The organism is Geobacter grbiciae, assembly GCF_018531165.1.
In the GTDB taxonomy this organism is placed as follows: domain Bacteria; phylum Desulfobacterota; class Desulfuromonadia; order Geobacterales; family Geobacteraceae; genus Geobacter; species Geobacter metallireducens.
This window is the reverse complement of record NZ_JAHDIW010000005.1, coordinates 118,826-135,952: the sequence shown is the minus strand read 5'-3', so window position 1 is coordinate 135,952 and position 17,127 is coordinate 118,826. Positions and strand designations below refer to the sequence as shown.

The 17,127-nt window shown below is 61.9% G+C and carries 10 protein-coding genes; all 10 read right to left on the bottom strand.

Features of this window, described 5'->3' with window-relative positions; genetic code table 11:
- Window positions 1-22: 22 nt before the first annotated feature.
- The 10 genes from KJB29_RS08895 to KJB29_RS08850 all read right to left on the bottom strand — a co-directional run bounded on the left by KJB29_RS08895 (window position 23) and on the right by KJB29_RS08850 (window position 17,037).
- Window positions 23-1,924, bottom strand: coding sequence for a permease (locus KJB29_RS08895; RefSeq protein WP_215734304.1), 1,902 nt, complete (start codon window positions 1,922-1,924; stop codon window positions 23-25).
- Window positions 1,925-1,943: 19 nt separating this feature from the next.
- Entirely contained in the window at window positions 1,944-2,882 is a 939-nt protein-coding gene (locus tag KJB29_RS08890) for a cytochrome c biogenesis protein ResB (protein WP_215734303.1), read from the bottom strand.
- Window positions 2,883-2,895: 13 nt separating this feature from the next.
- Entirely contained in the window at window positions 2,896-3,456 is a 561-nt protein-coding gene (locus KJB29_RS08885; protein WP_215734302.1) for a type 2 periplasmic-binding domain-containing protein, read from the bottom strand.
- 59 nt (window positions 3,457-3,515) lie between these two features.
- The gene (locus tag KJB29_RS08880; RefSeq protein ID WP_215734301.1) at window positions 3,516-4,205 is read right to left on the bottom strand and encodes a collagen binding domain-containing protein; all 690 of its coding nucleotides are present in this window, start codon (window positions 4,203-4,205) and stop codon (window positions 3,516-3,518) included.
- A complete protein-coding gene (locus KJB29_RS08875; protein ID WP_215734300.1) occupies window positions 4,202-6,700 on the bottom strand; it encodes a right-handed parallel beta-helix repeat-containing protein in 2,499 nt (832 codons plus the stop codon). The genes KJB29_RS08880 and KJB29_RS08875 overlap by 4 nt, the downstream gene beginning before the upstream one ends.
- Before the next feature lie 247 nt (window positions 6,701-6,947).
- Window positions 6,948-10,058, bottom strand: a complete 3,111-nt coding sequence (locus KJB29_RS08870) for a CxxxxCH/CxxCH domain c-type cytochrome (RefSeq protein ID WP_215734299.1) — start codon at window positions 10,056-10,058, stop codon at window positions 6,948-6,950.
- Window positions 10,059-10,087: 29 nt separating this feature from the next.
- A complete protein-coding gene (locus tag KJB29_RS08865; RefSeq protein WP_215734298.1) occupies window positions 10,088-10,930 on the bottom strand; it encodes a cytochrome C in 843 nt (280 codons plus the stop codon).
- A 65-nt stretch (window positions 10,931-10,995) separates the two neighbouring features.
- Window positions 10,996-13,695 (bottom strand): Ig-like domain-containing protein, encoded by a 2,700-nt coding sequence (locus tag KJB29_RS08860; protein WP_215734297.1) that lies wholly within the window; start codon window positions 13,693-13,695, stop codon window positions 10,996-10,998.
- Window positions 13,696-14,055: 360 nt separating this feature from the next.
- Complete coding sequence (locus tag KJB29_RS08855; RefSeq protein ID WP_215734296.1) at window positions 14,056-15,429, bottom strand: sigma-54-dependent transcriptional regulator; 1,374 nt, start codon at window positions 15,427-15,429, stop codon at window positions 14,056-14,058.
- 108 nt (window positions 15,430-15,537) lie between these two features.
- Window positions 15,538-17,037 (bottom strand): two-component system sensor histidine kinase NtrB, encoded by a 1,500-nt coding sequence (locus tag KJB29_RS08850; protein ID WP_215734295.1) that lies wholly within the window; start codon window positions 17,035-17,037, stop codon window positions 15,538-15,540.
- Between the last annotated feature and the right edge of the window lie 90 nt (window positions 17,038-17,127).

The window sequence follows — 17,127 nt, the reverse complement described above, 5'->3', positions numbered from 1 at the left end:
AAGGGCGCCGGCGGCACCCGTGTCAGGCCTTATTTACCAGTTTCAGAACGGAGCCGAGCCACTCGGCGGTCCGGTTGAGAACCGTTGACGCGGCGGAGACCCGTACCTCCGGACCGTTGTCGGCAACGCCGGAAAAGGTCACCCCGTAGCGGGACGCAAGGAGGTTGGCCCCGCGGGTGTTCGCCACGCCGGGCACAATCAAGGCGCCCCCCCCGTTGGCATTAAAGTCCGCAAGGAGCTTCACTTCGGCATCGTTCAACCCGTCGGCGTGGTCGTCGCCGAAGAAGAGCCACACCTGGCCGCAGCCTGCCAGCACCCCCTCGGTAATCCGCGGCACCTCACGCCTTCCGACAGCCTTGACGGTGAATCCCCTGGCACCCAGCTCGGCCAGGGTCTTCTCTCCCAGGAGCGATGCGGCATCGCCGGCACCATTGCCGAGGCTGTAGACGAGAATTTTGGCGGAGGCGGCGGTGAGGGAGTTCTCCCCGAGCCAGTCGGCGATGTTGCCGATGTAGGCCCGATTGTCATACCGGTTGGCCAGGGAAGCGGTGAAACGCCCCCGTACCCCGTCGAACACCACGGGTCCCCGGCCGTCAACCGCGTTGCTGTAGGTGGCGACACCCCCCTTGCCTCCCGGGTCCAGAACCATCCGCACGTTGGCATCCCGCTTCGCAATGACGGCGGCCTCCCCCCCCGACAGCGAAGCGACCCCCTTCAGCAGGGGATTCCCGATATCGACGCCGGGCGTGAAGACGAGAGTCTGGAACGCGTAGGCGATGAGGAGCGTTCCCGAGAGGCAGACGAACATGTAGAGGAAGAAGACCCGCTTCCGGAAGAAGCTCCAGAAGAGCACCATGGTGGGCACGGCGGTGACCGGCCCGCCGATCATGAACGCCAGGGCCGCGCCGGCGTCGAGGGTACCCCCCAGGGAGCCTTTGATGTGGTGGATGATGCTGGAGGCGCTGATCTGGTGGAGAAACATGGGCACCGATGCCAGGGTCACCCAGAGGATGCCGAGGGGGTCCCCCTGGCCGAAGAAGCGGTAGACCCACTCCTGGGGCATGTACCGTTCGACCACGGCCCCGATGACGACACCGACGATGACGTACTTCCCCACCACCCAGAGCATTTCCACGGACTTGGCCAGGAAGATGAGGAACTTATTGCCGGTCCTGACGGCGATCCGGTTGCCGAACTGGCGCCGGCAGTTGCACCGGAGCCGCTCGTCGGGATAGTCCTCGTCGTGGAAATCCCCCCTCACCAGGGCCCCCTCGATGAAAATCTCGTTCTTCCGGAACCCGGGCCGATTGCTGAGGAAGTGGGTGACGAGACCAGCGAAGATCCCCATGGAGAGGGCGGAGATGGTCCTGATGGCGGTCCACTCGGGGCCGAGATCGTTCAGGGTGAGGAGATAGGTGGAGGGGCTCAGCAGCGGCGAGGTCACCATGAGGGCCATGACCGGCGCCAGGGGAATCCCCGCCACCAGGAGGCTGATGGCGGTGGTCACGGTGCCGCAGGCGCACAGGGGGGTGATGATCCCCACGAAGGAGGCGATAAAGACGCTCAGGACGCCGTACTTCCGCAGTTTGGCCTGGAGCTTGACGGCGATCTTGAAGGTGCGGAGATATCCGGCGATGAGGATGCCGACGAGGAAGTAGGGGAACACGTCCCGGAGTTCGGCCAGGACGCCGTGATCGCTGAAAAGCAGATCCCGGAGCTCGCTGCCGAGCCGCACGGGAAAGGGGATCGGCGCGGCCCCGGAGGCTGCCGGGTGCCCCCCCGTGCCGGTGGCCCAGACGTGCCACACCACCAGGGAGAGGGAGATGAGAATCATGGCGACGAGCATCCGGTTCCCCGACCCCGAATGGTGTCCGTGGACCTCGCACGCCTCCTTTGGTTTTGATCCGAAGATGTTTACAGCCATGCAGTCCCATCCATGCCGACTATTCCGAAACCGTCTTTTTCCGTTGTTCCTTCCTCAACCGCCGGGCGCATGACAGAATCGCCCCGAACCCCATGATGGCGAACCCGGCGAAAACACAGGGTCTTCCGGGATCCCTCACCACCTGGATCCCAGCAAAAGGCGTGCCCACCTTATCCACATCCACTTGGGTATTGTAGAAATAGAGCCCGTTCCAGATAAAGGGGTCGTTGACCTCGGCCGTTCCCGATACCGCGGGAGCGGAATCGCGCGTGAGGGCCAGATCGACCCAGAGGCGCTTCATGACCGGATTCTGGAACGCCACTAGTCTGAAATCGTAGGGGAAGTTCGCCGGGAGCGCCCTCATCCCCCCGGTGTCGCAGGTGCCGATCAGCTTTCCGTCCTGAAAGACGGAGAGCGTGAGAACTTCCGCGGGGAACTGGAGCGAGTCCGCCGTTACGCGGTAGGGTCCCGCCGCGAAGCTGTCGCCGGTCTTCAGGGTGTGGAGGGAATCCTTCACCGTCCCCCTGAGTACTCCCACCTTGACCGGGATCGGGTAATACTCCCGGTTGATCCGCTTGATGGTCAGCGCGGCGCCCAGGGGAACATCCTGTTTCAGGTCCCACCGGTAGACCGTGTCCACCGTGGTCCCCTCGTAGATATTGACGGTGGCCACGTAGCCGAACGCCCGGGCCATGACGCCGCCGCAGACCACCAGCACCCCCAGGTGGAGGATCAGCACCGGCGCCGAAATGGACCGGAACCGGCGCACCGTGCAGAGGACGAGGTTCAGGGCCAGCCCCCCCAGTAGGCAGAGGAAAACCGGATGGACGTAGAGTGCCCTGCTGTCGGTGAAGGTGCCGGGGATGGCCAGGAGGGCTGTTGCCAGGAACAGGATAACGGCCAGTTCCGTCGAGGCGAGGAAGCGAACCGTCCGTTTAAGGAGATCGGGCTGTGTCACGGGCGCGGATGAATTAGATCAGCTTCTTCGCCTTGAGGAAATCCCTCACCGCCTTGCGGGACTTGCCGCCGGCATCCGACGACTTGAGCAGCCGGGCATAGGCGTCGTTGTTCAGGGCGCCCGAAAGCTTTGCCAACAGTTTCGGGAGGGCCGGGTAGTTGCTCAGGGTCTCGACCGTGAGGACGGGAGCATACTGGGGCGAACCGCCGAAGGGTTCGAGCCAGGCAAGATTGAACGTGGAACGGTAGCCGCTCTTGATCAGGTCACGGGAATTCCCGCCGTTTGCCTCCTTCTGTTTTCCCAGCACCTCCAGGGCACGGTCCGGGGTTTCCACCAGGAGGTTCACCTCCCCTTTCTTCACGGCGCCGTACAGATCCCTGCTGTCCCGGTAGACCTGAACCTTCACCGACGTCCCGGTCCGCTCGGTTATGAGGATGGAGATCATCTCCCCCAGCAGCCGCTCGTTGGCGGTATTGGAAACGCCGATGTGGAGCGTTCGCCCGACACAGGCCCCGGAGAGTTGAGCAACAGCGAGAATCGAAACCGCCACGATGCAGCAGAAAAGCCTTTTCATACGTCACCCTGTCTACCGTGTTGAGTGCAACCCAGTCGTTTCAACTGGTTGCAGTGCATTCAGTCTAGCGCCAACCCCACATCCAGCGCAACCTCCGTTTTCCCGGCAGCGGGAACAACCTCCGTCGAAGGGTGCCATGCTGACATCGGGAAACGCGTGGCGCTGCCAACATAGTACGTCCGTCCGGCGGGGATCATGAGGGTGTAGCCGCCGTCGGCACCGGTCCATGCCGATAGATAGTCGGGAATCCGGCCGCCGTCTTTGGTGGCCGAAGCAAACACATAGGCATTGGCCACCGGCTTTCCCTCACCATCCAGCACCCGACCCGAAAGCCTCACTGACTCCGTGGCGATGGCCCGGTGCTTGCGCCCCAGGTCGCGGATGTCGGCCACGGTGAACTCCTGGGCGGCCTCGGCTTCAGCGGTCAGATCCACGACAACGGGCTCACCCGAGTGTTTTTCGCCCGGCATGAGCGGACCGTAGGAGTCGTCCTTTTTGAGCCGCGCCACTACCCAGTAGGTTCCGGGCGGCACCGTGACGACGACGGTTCCGTCCGCCGCCGAGGGGGGAGAAATGAAGGTTGCCGGCCGCCGGACGTTGGCCGAGTCGTAGACAAAGAGCTTTGCCCCCGCCAGGGGCTTGCCGTCGATATCCGCCACCCGCCCCCGGAGGAGCGCCGCCCGGGCGCCATCGGGCACGGCACAGAAGAGCAGCAGCCATGCCGCCGCCAGCCAGAATAGTCCCCTCATGGCGTTTCTCCGCTTCCGGGACCAACGGCGGGCGGTTTCGTCAGGTGCGGCTCAAAGAGAACCATCCCGATCCCCGGCTCCTGCCGGCCGTCGAAGATCGTCTCGCCGGGGTCTCCCTCGCCCCACCAGTTCCCCCGGGCATTCACGTCCTCGTCGTTGAAATCGCCGATCCGCATGTTATAGCCACTGTTGCCGGAGATGCTGTTTCCCGTCACCGTCAGCCCGCCCCCCTTTTCCCGAACGAAGATCCCCGTCTCGTTCCCCGTGATCAGGTTGTCCGCGATGAGGGCGTTGCCGATGTACGACCTGATGCCGATAGTGTTGTCCCGGAAGAGGGAGCGGCGGATCTGCACCGGGCCGCTCCTGAAGCGCATGCCGCCGTAATTGTGCGCAATGACGCTATCCGTCACGGAGAGATCGGTAAAGTGGCTGTGAATGCCCCAGGTGGCGTACTCGACGAGACAGTGGGCAATGACGCTGCCGGTGGCATATTCCAGCAGAATCTCGTTCCAGTCCGAGGCGCCCTTGCGTTCCACGGAGGTGAAGACGATCCTGCTATCCCGCTTTCCCGCTGCAATTAGCTTGCCCTTGACTTCGAGCCCCGTGCCGCCGGCAAACCGTACCGTCGTCCCCGGGGCCACGGTCAGGACTGCGCCGGGGAGGACCGTTGTGGGCGCGGCAACGGTGATGACGCCGCGCCAGACCGCATCGGTGGCCACAAACGGCAGGGGCCAGACAAAGGGGATGGGCGAGGCACTGGCCGTATCATAGTGGACGAGCCCCAGCGCCGGGTCGTCGTGCCGGTCGAAAACGACCCGCGCCGGATCGTCCCCCCCCCACCAGTTGCCCGGGGCGGCCACGTCGTCCTTCCCGTCCAGGTCGATGGCGTAGAGGCCGTTCCCGCCGAAGTCGTTGCCGGTGATGCGCCCGGCAAAGGACTGGATTCCCATCCCCCGCTCGCCGTTGCCGGTGACCAGGTTCCCGGTGATGAGCGCGCCGCAGTCCTGGATATTGAAGCCGTTCAATCCGTTGCCCGCCACCACGTTGCCTACGATGTCGATGGTGTCGACGTTCTTGAGGGAAATGCCGGTTTCGGTGTTGTTGGTGATGCCGTTGCGGCTCACTTCGCCGTGGTAGAGGTCGGCCACCAGGAGGCCGAAGCGGTTGCCGTCGATGTGGTTTTCCCGGAGGGTGGCGGCTCCCTCCCGCACGCGGAGTCCTTCTCTCCCATTGGCGACGATCCTGTTCCCCTGGGCCGTGAGGGTGGTCCGGAAAAAATTTCCCCCCACCTGGTTTGTGCAGATAAGGTTGTCCGTCAGCTCCACCTCGGAGTCCCGCCCCTGGACGCCACTCCGGTTGCCGCAGAGGGTGTTGCCCCGCATCACCACCACCGATTCCTGGAACTGGATGCCCCGGTAATTGCCGGTGAGGGTGGTGTTGTGGATCGCCACGGTGGAGAAGTGGAAATGGAGGCCCCGGTACGCATCCTCGATCCGGCAGTACTCGATGAGGTTCTGACCCGTTGAGCTGTTCATAATATTGACAGCGTCCCAATCCCCCATCCGTCGCCCCTTCGCGGCCGAGCGGAAGGTGATGGGGCGCTCGGCCGTCCCCTTGGCCACAAGACGCCCCTGGATCATGATGCCGTTCTCGCCGATGCCGTCGCCGTTGGTGTCCCGCCGGGTGAACTCGACGATGGTTCCCGGCAGGATGACCAGCCTGCTCCCCTCGGGGACCCGCACCGTTCCGTCGATCTCGATCCGCCCCTGCCAGACGGTCTCCCCCAAGATGACCATGTCGCGGTAGCGACGCCCCACCGGTGCGCCATCGTTGACTGGCTGCGCCTTCGGAGGGATTTGCCCACGGAAGGTTGCCGCGTAGGTATCCTTCTTCCCGTTGCGAGCCACCTCCGTGGCGCTGGTTGCCACCCGGGCACCCTGGAGGGTGAAGATACCGTAATCGTTGCCAGTGATCCGCGAGTCGGCCACGGCAACCCGGGCCGTTGTCCCCTGCACCACGAGACCGTACCGGTTCTCCAACAGCGCCGATCCGGTCAGCCGGAGCGTTCCGTCCGTCACCGAAACGCCGGTGTCCGCGTCAGAAATACGACACCCTCGGATCGCGGCCGTGCCGCCATCGACGAGAATCCCGGCCCAGCTCCCCTTCTTTTTTTCCGCGCCGGAAAACCGGACCGGCGCCTTTTCCGTCCCCTCCACTGTCAGGGTGCCTCGCACGGTTATTTCATTAAGGGGAGAGAGGTATTCAGGATCGGTCTTGGTGCTTTCCGCCGCAACAACCGTTATGGAGGTGCCGGGGCGGACGGTAAGGGTCACTCCCTCGGGGACGAGCACGTCTTCGGTCAGCGTGACGCTCCCCGCCCAGACCGTATCGGCCGTGATGACGCCGGCAGACGCGCTCCGGGGCGCCAGCAGCACCAGCAGCGCGAGTATCGGCACCGTGCAGACGAAAGCAGTCCGGGACAATGAGATGGTCATGGTTTCCCAAAAGCAAGAGAGGTGCCGAACGGTAAATCGGCACCTCTCTTGCGGCGGATCGTTCCGGATGTCAGCAGGGGTGAACCGCCGCACTCCCGACGATTTTCGGACGCACATAGCTCTTTTTCTTCATGATTTCCTCCATTACGCCTTGTTCCCTGTCATATAGCACACACTGTGCCGCTTCTCAATCGATTCGCCGCAACGTCAGAGGGGAGAAGCCTTTCAGCCTCTCCCCTCTCGATTGCTACTTGTCGTTGGACCAGCGCGGTGTCGGCTGGAAGTGGCAGCTGACGTTCCAGCAACTGCCGGTGGTATCGGGCGCCACTTGCGAGTACCACTGACCCTTGGTGGCGTTGAACTTGTAGGTCGGGTCGATCTTCACTGTCACCGGCGCCTTCTTCGACTGGGTGGTGCCGCTTGTCCAGATGGTGTCGTCGCCCGTGTGGGCCGCCGGTCCGCCATTGTGGCAGGCGAGGCACGGGGTGAAGCCCTGGGTCGGCCTGAGGTTCGCCATGAGGTGCCCCAGCTTCACGTGGGCGCCGCCACCGCCCGAGTAGTTCTCGAGCTTGGCCGTGGAGTACGTCGCCTGGGTCGCCACGAAGCCCTTGGGTGCCGGCGGATAGCCGTGGCACTCGTTGCAGGCCCTCGGCTTGAAGGCATATGCGTTCTTGTGGGAGTGGCAGTTGAGGCAGTTCGTTGTGGGGTGGTTCGCCCCCTCGTCGACGCCGCGCTTGTAGTGGCTCGTGGCGGTGTGGCAGGTCTGGCAGACGCCGCGGTAGGGCGGGACGAGCTGCACGAGATCGGCGGTGGTGGCATAGGTTATGGTGGAGGTGAGGGTACCGAAGGTGATTTTGGTGCGGACCATCCCCCGGTTACCGGTGCCGTGGACGTCGTGGCAGACCTTGCAGTCCATGGTGTAGGTACCCTTGGCCGTGGCGTGGGTCGGCATATTGCGCTTGGTTACGGTCGGCACCTTGACCGAGTCGTTGTGGCAGCCGGAGCAGAGGGTGTTGTCGTTCACGGCGATCCGCTTGTAGGTGCCGAGTGCTGTGGAGATATGGGCACTGGTGTTGTCGTGGCAGTTGACGCACTGGCGGCTTGCGTCGTAGTTGACACCCGCCTGGCCGTGGCCGGAGGAGGTAAAATTCGGTTTTGACGGCGCGGTCAAACCGTTGATGACCGATAGCGGGGTGGTGTGGCAACTCTCGCAGGTTACGCGGCCGCCGGTCCAGGCAGCGCTCTGCTTGTGGCAGTTGGTGGTGCAGGTGGTTGCCCCCACATCGACGGTCCCGTTCACGTGGGTAGCCGCCAGTTCGTCGGTGTAGGTATGGCATTTTTGACAGGCGGAGACCGCTGTCCCGAAGTTCGGCCCATAGACTGCGGTAAGGTGAGCCAGGTGGCCGTAGGTGTCCATGGGAGTCGCACCGGTTGCCTTGTGGCATGCGCCGCACTGGCCCGACGCAGGGTTGCCCCAAACAGGGGCGACGACCGGCGCGGCACCTTTGCCGTTGGAGTGGCAGTAGACCGTGGAGCAGTCAGTCCCCGAGAGGGCTTGACCTCCAATGGCCCCGGAGAACTGCTTGTCCTTCACTCCGTTCACGTGGGCGCCGCCGTTGGCCCGGGCAGCGGCCAGGAGCGTCGTGTTGTCGCTCACCGTCGCGGCGTGGCAGTTCGCGCAGCCGTAGCTCTTGCCGCTGGCGCCGCCGGCGATGTGACGGTTATGGGCGCCGGTGACGGGAGTGGCGCTGTGGCAGCTGCCGCAGCGGGCCGCCGGCGCGAGCCCCATAATGGTGTTCTTGCCGTTGGCCCAGGTGGGCGAAGTGTAGACGCCATTGCCATTGGAGTGGCAGTAGGTGGTTGAACAGGTGCCGCTCCCCGTGCCGTTATAGGCGGGGTTGGCGCCGTTGGCGGCGGCCTTCGTGCCCGCCGGGTTCTTGTAGACGTCCTGGAATGTGCCGGTGTTGTGGCTGAATCCCTTGTGGCAGTCGTCGCAGGCGAAACTGTAGTAGGAGCCGCCGCCGGCATGGCTGATGTGCGGAGTTGCCGACTCGTCCTTGGAGACCCCCGAGGTGCTGTAGTCGCGGACACCATCCTTCGCATAACCCGACGGACCGGACGCCACGTTGGCCTGGGGCGGGAAGCCGTGACACTGGGTGCAGTTGGCCGAGAACCCCTGGGAGTGGGTATGGCACGAGCTGCAGTCCGCGGCATTGGTGCTTGTCTGGTGGGTGCTGATGGTGGGGGGGAGCGTCGGGTGGCAGGCCACGCAGACGCCGAAGGAATCCTTGTTGTAGTTCTTCCGGGCGGCCGAGGTGTACTGGTACAGGACCTTGGCGTTACGGACCGCGCCGTACTGGGTCGAGATGTTCATGAAGCGGTTGATGAGGAAGACGTTGGGGGTCGTGCCGTCGGCCGCGTCCACGTGGCCGCCGTGGCAGTCGGCGCACTGCACGTTTTGATTCTTGGTGCCGTTATGGTTCTTGACCCTGGCGTTGGTGTTGGCCGAATCGTTGGCGGACTTGTGACAGTTGGTGCAGATGTTCCGGTCGGTGACCGTGGCCCCCTTCAGATCGGTCCGGAGCAGGAATCCGCGGGAGGTGGAGAGGAGCCCCATCCGGGCGCTGGAGGCGTTGTCGAAGGTCCGGCTGTTGGAGTCGGCATAGTGGACCCCGTGGCAGGTGGTGCAGACCACCGCGCCGTTGCGGGACATCTTCATGGCCGACGTGGGGTTGGCCGGATTGCTGTTCTGGGGCGTGGCGTAGAACTCATCGGGTCGTGCCGCGGCCTTGTCAGCGTAGTTCATGGTGACCGGGTGGGTACCCAGGGTATGGTCAGTGGTGCTGCGGGGGCGGTGGCAGTCGAGGCACATGGAGTCGTTCGTATTGAGGGTTCTCAGAAAGGGACGTGTGTTCTGAACTGACGAATATAAGTTGTGGATACTGTGACAGCGGGCGCAGGCAATGGTCCCCACCAGGAACGACTTGCTCAGGCGCACATCGACAGGAGGAAGGGCGCCTGCGGCAGGAACATTGTCCTTTCCAACCCAGTTGTGGGATGTCTGGTAAAGTATGGCTGGTCGACTGCTCGTATAGGTACGGAAAGGGTTGGCGAAATCCGACATCGTGAATTTCTTTTTCTGGCCATAGGGGTCGCCCGCCTTGTGGCAAGTCACGCATATGTTATTCTGCGCATCGGTACTGGTGGTGCCGAGGGTACTGTGGCCGGTATGACAGGAATAGCAGGTATACCCCTTGCCAGAACCCGTCTCATGGGGAAAATCGATGGCACTCGCTGAAACCGGGACCATTATCGCCAGCAGTATCACTACAGAGGCTTTCATTATCATTCCATACATGGCGGGCTCCTGAGCAAGGCAGACACGTCCTATTTGTTGTGGCAGGCCAGGCACATGGCGCTGCCGGTATTATCGCGTACGAGAAATGGTCTTAATGCAGTATTGCCGCCGCTATAGGTCGGATTGCCATCGAAATCCATGCCGTAATCCACATGGGGATCGTGGCAGGTGGAACACTCCATGCGGTTGTTGGAACCGAAAAACCGCAACCCCTTTGACAAGGGAGTGGCAATCGGATTAATGGCGCTTGATCCGCTGCCCACCTTCTCGTTATAGGCGGCGGTATAGGAGAAGGAGATGGGATGGTCGTCCATGAGATTGGTGCCGGCGTACCTGTCAGCTGCAGTCTTACCGAGGTTGGCCCTATAGGTATTGGGTATCGTAAAAGTGTCTATATTCATCGGCATGCCGGTAACCCCCGCCGGGGCCGTGGGATCATCATATACCCCCCCAATCATCAGCTTTTTGTCCCCACCGCCGGCATCAATGCCGGCAGAGCTGTTGTGGAGAACGTTGATAGCCGTGCGGCCGTCATGACAGCTCAGGCACAGCAGTGATTCGGGGCTCGGCGCTGTTACCTTCTTGGCCACCGATGTCAGAGTGGTTGACGAGGTGTACATATTGAAAGCCTGGGTAGGATTCACCTTGTTCCACAAGGGTTGGGCCGGCTTGGCGTTGTGGGGCGTGTGGCAGAAAACACAGATCTCGTCAGTGTCGGTGCTGTACCAGTGCCTCGTCCCTACAAATCCGGATGGCGCAACGCTCGACATATTGTGAACCGTATTTTTTATCTTGCCAGGTCCCGCGTTCACAATCGCTCCCCAGGCCATGATGGCCGTCAGTACCGTTGTTGCCAGAAATCGTTTCTTCATCTTGAAAACCTCGTTGCGTGTAATCCCTTACGCCGCGCTGCGTCCTGCATCCACCCCGAGGGGTTCTACCAGCTCGGCATGCCGAGGGCCTTTCTCATGATCAGTATTGCGTCCACAAGGTCGATGACGCCGTTGGGCTTCGCCTTCCCTTGATAGAGCGGGCCGATGTCGCCGTGGGCCAACTGGTTGGCCGTCGGCACCATTTGCCGGGTGAAGATTCTGAGCGCCAGAATCACGTCGTGGACCGTTACCGCGCCGTCGCCGTTCAGGTCGCCGTCGGGTACGTTGACCACGAGACTGCGGACCGTGCTGTTGCCCGCAACGTCGGTGGCGCGCACGACCAGGGAAGCGGCATCGTAGCCCCCCACTTCCAGCGCTGCGTTCCACTTTTCGCCACTGACCGTAACCGTGCCGGCGGAACCGTTGCGGTCCTCCACGGTGACCGCCGCACCCGCTTCCACCGTGCCGGTCAGCACCGACGGATAGGGAGTATTGACCGGGTCAAGGGTAAGGGCCGGCGCGGTGCCGTCATAGATTACGGTCCGCGTCACGCGACTCGCGTTGCCGGCTGCGTCGGTGGCGGTAAAGGTGACGGCATGGCTCCCCTCGTTGGCAAAGGTTACCGCAAGGGTGAAGGACCCGTCGGTCACGGTCACAGCAACGGGCGTGCCATCAACCTCGGCGGTGAGGGTCACGGGGCTCGGATCGGTAACGTTGCCGGCAAAGCCAAAGGTCGGCCGGTTGGTGACAACGTCCTGGCTCGGGGCGCTGACCACCAGGGCCGGGGCTTCGGTGTCGTAGGTGACCGTCCGCTTGACGGAACCGACGTTTCCGGCCAGGTCAACGGCAACCACGTCGATGGTATTCATTCCCGGGACGAGGGGAACGTCTGCACTCCAGGAGGTGCCGTCCATGCGGGCCGGCAAGCCGGCAACCGTGACGACGGCTTTCTCATCGACGGTTCCGTTCACGGAAACATGGTCGGAGGTGACATAGGTCCCCTCGGCAGGAGTGGTGAAGGAGACCACCGGCCTGGTTCCGTCATAGATAATGGTCCGGATGTCGGTTGTCACGTTCCCGGCCAGGTCAACAGCAGCCGCCATGATGACGTTGGGGCCCGGCTTGAGGGTAACGGCGGTGCTGTAAGAGCCGTTCACCGGGACAATCTGCTGGCCGTTGAGGGTGACAACGTCGAGGTTGGCATCGGTCACCATCACCTGGATGTTCTGGACCTGCCCGCTCGTGTAGCTGCCGTCGGCCAGGGCCGAGACCGCAAGAGCCGGCGGGATTGCGTCAAGGGTTGTCGTGGCACTCACCGTCGTGGCGGCGCTCATGGACTTCTCCGCCTTGACGGCGATGCTGTTGGCGCCGGCAGCGAGGGGCAACCGATAGCTCCAGGTATTGCCGAATACCAGGGCCTTGGCGCTGGCACCCGTTGTGGCGTTGGTCACGGTAACCACCGAACCCGGATCAACCAGGCCGGACAGTTGCTGGAACGTATCGGCGGTAAAGGTGGGGAGGGGTTCCATGGTCAGCATGGGGCCCGACTGCAGATAACTCACCGTTACGGACTGGTTAGTGGCGTTGTTTGCCGCGTCGCGGGCAGTCACCGTAATGGTCGTGCCACCGGGGGCAAAACCGCTCAACGTCGTCTGCCAGGTGGTGGGGGTCGGGAACGAGATGGCGCCGACCGTCGTGGTTCCGCCGGTTGCAATGGTCAGCCTGGCGCCCGCTTCTACGGTGCCCGAAAGATCGAGGGTCGGGGACATGAAGGGGGAGACGACCGGGTTTATGGTGAGGGCCGGCGGAATGAGGTCAACGGCAACGGAAACGCCACCGCCATCGACGCCGTACACGGACACGTTGCCGAAGCCGTTCACCACCAGGAGCCGGCCGGTGGCCTGATCGAAGAGGACGTCGGAGGGGACCATCAGCTTGCCGTTGCCGCTCCCGTAGGTACCGATGTAGGAAAGGAATACCGGCGTTGCCGCCGGGTCGATGGCCTGCACGGTGCTCTGGAAGGTATCGACCACGTACATGCGTTTGAGGACCGGCGTCGAGCCGCTGGAATACTCGAAGGAGATACCTTGGGGGGCAGTGAAGCGGAGGGGGTTCGTGCCGAAACTCCCTATCGTCCGTACATAGGCACCGGTTTTGTCAAAAAACTGGATTCGGCCGGTTCGCGTGTCAACAACTGCCACCTGCCGGGAAACCTTTTCGAAAGCAATGCCGCTGGGGGTGGAGAACTTGCCCGGCGTGGTGCCGAATGATCCGAATTTTTTCACGAAGTTGCCGACGGCGTTGAAGATTTGCACACTGTTATCGAGGCAGTCGACCACATAAATGGAGCCGTCGTCGTCCACCGTGATGCCATCGGCCATTTTGAACTGCCCCTCGCCGGAGCCGAGTTTCCCAATCTCCTGGCCGGCGGCGCTATACATTGAAACGTAGGTTCCCTGCCCCACGAGGAGTGTTCCGCCGGAGGCGACGGCAACCCCCTGGGGAGGTGCGGCAGTCTTGACAATTTGCGCCAAATGGCCAACTGCGTCGTATTTAAGAACCCCTTTTGCAAGGGAATCGGAGACATACACACCACCCAGTGAATCCGATGCAATCCGCAGTGGAGAGCGAATTCCCTCAACCATTGGGTTCTGTATCTGAATGGTTGGCGCTGGGGCGGCAAATGTCACCGTTGTCAGCGAAATAACCAGACACGCCAGGAAGAGGGCAATGGCCGCCATTCGTTTAGGCGATCTGTGTAACATGGCAATGCCTCCGCTTTCATAGTGCGGATAGCCGGTCGAATCGGGACTCTCTGTCGATTCGCACCTGGCGCTCCTGTACTCGAAGGAGCAATAACGGTGCCAAACGCTCGGCGAATCAAGCATTTGACACACCTGCTCAACGAAGACACCCCTGTCGTTTCTCGCACAAAGCCCCCTAATCCTGTACCGTGGTCCACTTTCCGCCACTTCGCACCAATGGGGGTTTTGTCCGGAGACGTTTTTTTGACTACAGGGAAGAAAATTTCGCGGGAAAATGGAAGGAATGAGGTTCCCGACAACTTCGGAAAGGTGCCGGGGCTCCGTCAAATGACAAAGCTGCGGTAAAGGGGAAGGTTACTTCTACTTCAGATACCCGAATTTCTTCATCCGGTAACGGAAGGCGTCAATGCCGAGATTAAGCTTCCTGGCCGCCTTGGACTGGTTCCAGTCCGAGATCTCCAGGGCCTGGCGGATAAGCTCCTTTTCCACCTCTTCAATGTCTATCCCCTCGGGGGGGAGCTTGAAGGTGGTGAGCCCCGCGGACTGGGAGGAGGCCTTGGCGACGATCTCCAGCGGCAGGTGCTCAAGGAGGAGCGTCTCGTCATTGCCGAGGATGATGGCGCGCTCGATGACGTTCTTCAGTTCGCGGATATTGCCGGGCCAGGTGTAGTCGAGCAGCAGCTTTTCCGCCATTTTGGAGATGCCGGTGACATGCTTGTTGAACTCGACGTTGAACTGCTCAATAAAATAATTGGTCAGAGTGAGGATATCTTCCCGCCGCTCCCGCAGGGGGGGGAGATAGATGGGGATCACCTGGAGGCGATAGTAGAGATCGTTGCGGAAGCTCTTTTCCTCGATCGCCTTGATGAGGTCGCGGTTGGTGGCGGAGATGATCCGGACATCGACGGAAAACGACTTGGTGCCGCCGATGCGGCGGAAGGTCCGTTCCTCCAGGAAGCGGAGGAGCTTCGCCTGCATCCCCAACTCCATGTCGCCGATCTCGTCGAGAAAGACCGTGCCGCCGTCGGCCAGCTCGAAAAGTCCCTTTTTCATCGCCTTGGCGTCGGTGAAGGCCCCTTTTTCATGGCCGAAGAGCTCGCTTTCGAGGAGGGTCGCCGGGACTGCCGCACAGTTTATGGCGACAAAGGGGCGTTCGGCCCGGGCGGATTTATAGTGGATCCACTTGGCGACCAGTTCCTTGCCGGTCCCCGATTCCCCCTGGACGAGGACCGTGGAGGCGTCGCTCTTGGCCACCTTCTCCATCATGTCGAGGACGTTCTTCATGTGGCGGCTCGCTCCGATGATATCGGGCGTACCGAACTTCTTCGCCTGCTCTCCCCGCAGCCGCTGGACCTCCCGCCGGAGATCGGAGGTTTCCAGGGCCTTGCGGATGACAATGGCCATCTCGTCCAGGTTAAAGGGTTTGTTGATATAGTCGAAGGCCCCGAGCCGCATGGCGTGAACCGCCGTCTCCAGCGCTCCGTGGGCCGTGACCATGATCACGATGATCTCCTCGTCGTGCTCCTTGATCTTCTCCAGGACATCCAGGCCACTGATGCCGGGGAGCTGGATATCGAGCAGCACCAGGTCCGGCTGCTCATCCCGGGCGAGCCGCAGGGCATCCTCGCCGTTGCCGGCCGAAACCACCTCGTATCCCTGTTTTTTCAGATTCTGCTCCAGGGACCAGCGGATAAGGTGCTCGTCGTCGACAACCAGAATTTTCGTCTTTCTCACATCTGCTCCTTTATCGTAACCAAGCGGATATCTGAAAATTACCGAATGAAAAAAGAATACAGAATACAGGAGCCAGAATCCAGAATAAAACCTGGCCGACTCCGGCCACTATGCCTCTTCTTCCGGCGCACCCTCTTCGTATGCCGCCACCGGCAGATCGATGGTGAACACCGTTCCTTTGCCGTCTTCGCTGGTCACGGAAAGGGTACCGCCATGCTGGGTGATGAGCTTGTGGCAGATGGCGAGCCCAAGCCCCGTCCCTTGTGCCTTGGTGGTGAAGAAGGGGGTAAAGATTTTGCCGATGATCGGCTCCGGGATGCCGGGGCCAGTGTCGGCAATGGTGGTGCGCACCCACCTCTTGCCGTCAAGGTCCACCTGGGAACTCCCCACGGTGAGGGTCCCCCCGTCGGCCTGCATGGCCTGGATGGCGTTAAGGATCAGATTCAGGAAAACCTGCTGCACCTGCTTCGGGTCCACGAAGATTTCCGGAAGACCGTCGGCAAGATCCAGGCTCTTGGCGATATTCTTTCCCCCCTTGTGCTGCAGGGCGAAGAGGAGGGTTTTCCGCAGGATCGCGTTCACGTCGGCATAGGTCGGTTCGGGGGGGGTCGGCTTGCCGAAGAACAGGAGATCGTTCACAGTCTTGTCGAGCCGGCTCACCTGCTCGACCACTTCTCCGATGATCTCCTTGCGGGGATCTTCGTCGGAAAAATCCTGACGGATGATGGTCATGGCCGCCGAGATGCCGGCCAGGGGGTTCTTGATTTCGTGAGCGATCCCCGCGGCCATTTCCCCCACCGAGGCCAGACGATCGGCCCGTTCCATCTGCTGGAAGTGGTACTCTTCCAGTTCCCTCTTCGCCTTGTCGAGCTTGCCGACCATGGAGTCGAAACTCACGATGAGCCGGCCGATCTCGTCCTCGGCCACAGGGGTTATGCGGACGGAGAGGTCTCCCTCCTCCACCCGCGCCATGCTGTCGATGAGGTTGTTCAAAGGTTGCCGGACGAATCGGACGATGACGAGGGAGATGGCTGCCGCGCAGAAGAGAATGACCGCACCGGTGGAGACGAGGGAAAGCCGCGTTGCCTCGAGAATCCGGCGGTTGGTCTCGACCTGGGAGTAGTTGACGTTGAGAACCCCGATAAGCCGCTTTTTGGTGCCGTGGCACCGTTGGCACAGCACATCGTTGTAGATCGGCTTGATAACCCCGAGGACCTCACCGAAGGCGTCGCTGGAGTAGACACCTTCCTTGCGGTTGTTGATAAAGAGTTGGTAATCCCCCTCGGGCACCGGCATCCCCACCTCCTCGGGCCGGGACGACTTGAGGACGATCCCCTGGGGATGAAATATCCTGACGCCGATGAGTTTGCTGTGGCTATGACCCACCATCTGCAGCATGACCTGCACATCCTGGGTGTCACCAACGCTCATGGACTTGTAGATGCTGCGCTCGATAGTGTCGAGAAGGAGGTAGGCATTCTCGCGGGTTGCCTTGACGAGCTGGTCTTTTTCCCGTTTGAGGTTGAAGTAGGTAAAGGTGCCGATTCCCACGGAAAGGAGGCCGACCAGGGTTACGATAACTCTCGTTGTCAGGCTTTTGAAGATCAACCTACCTCCGAGGTGGCGGAGCCGGGGAATCCTTGCAGGGGCAACCGCGCTGCGCTGATGTCAATCCACTGCATGCCGCTCCACCAGAAG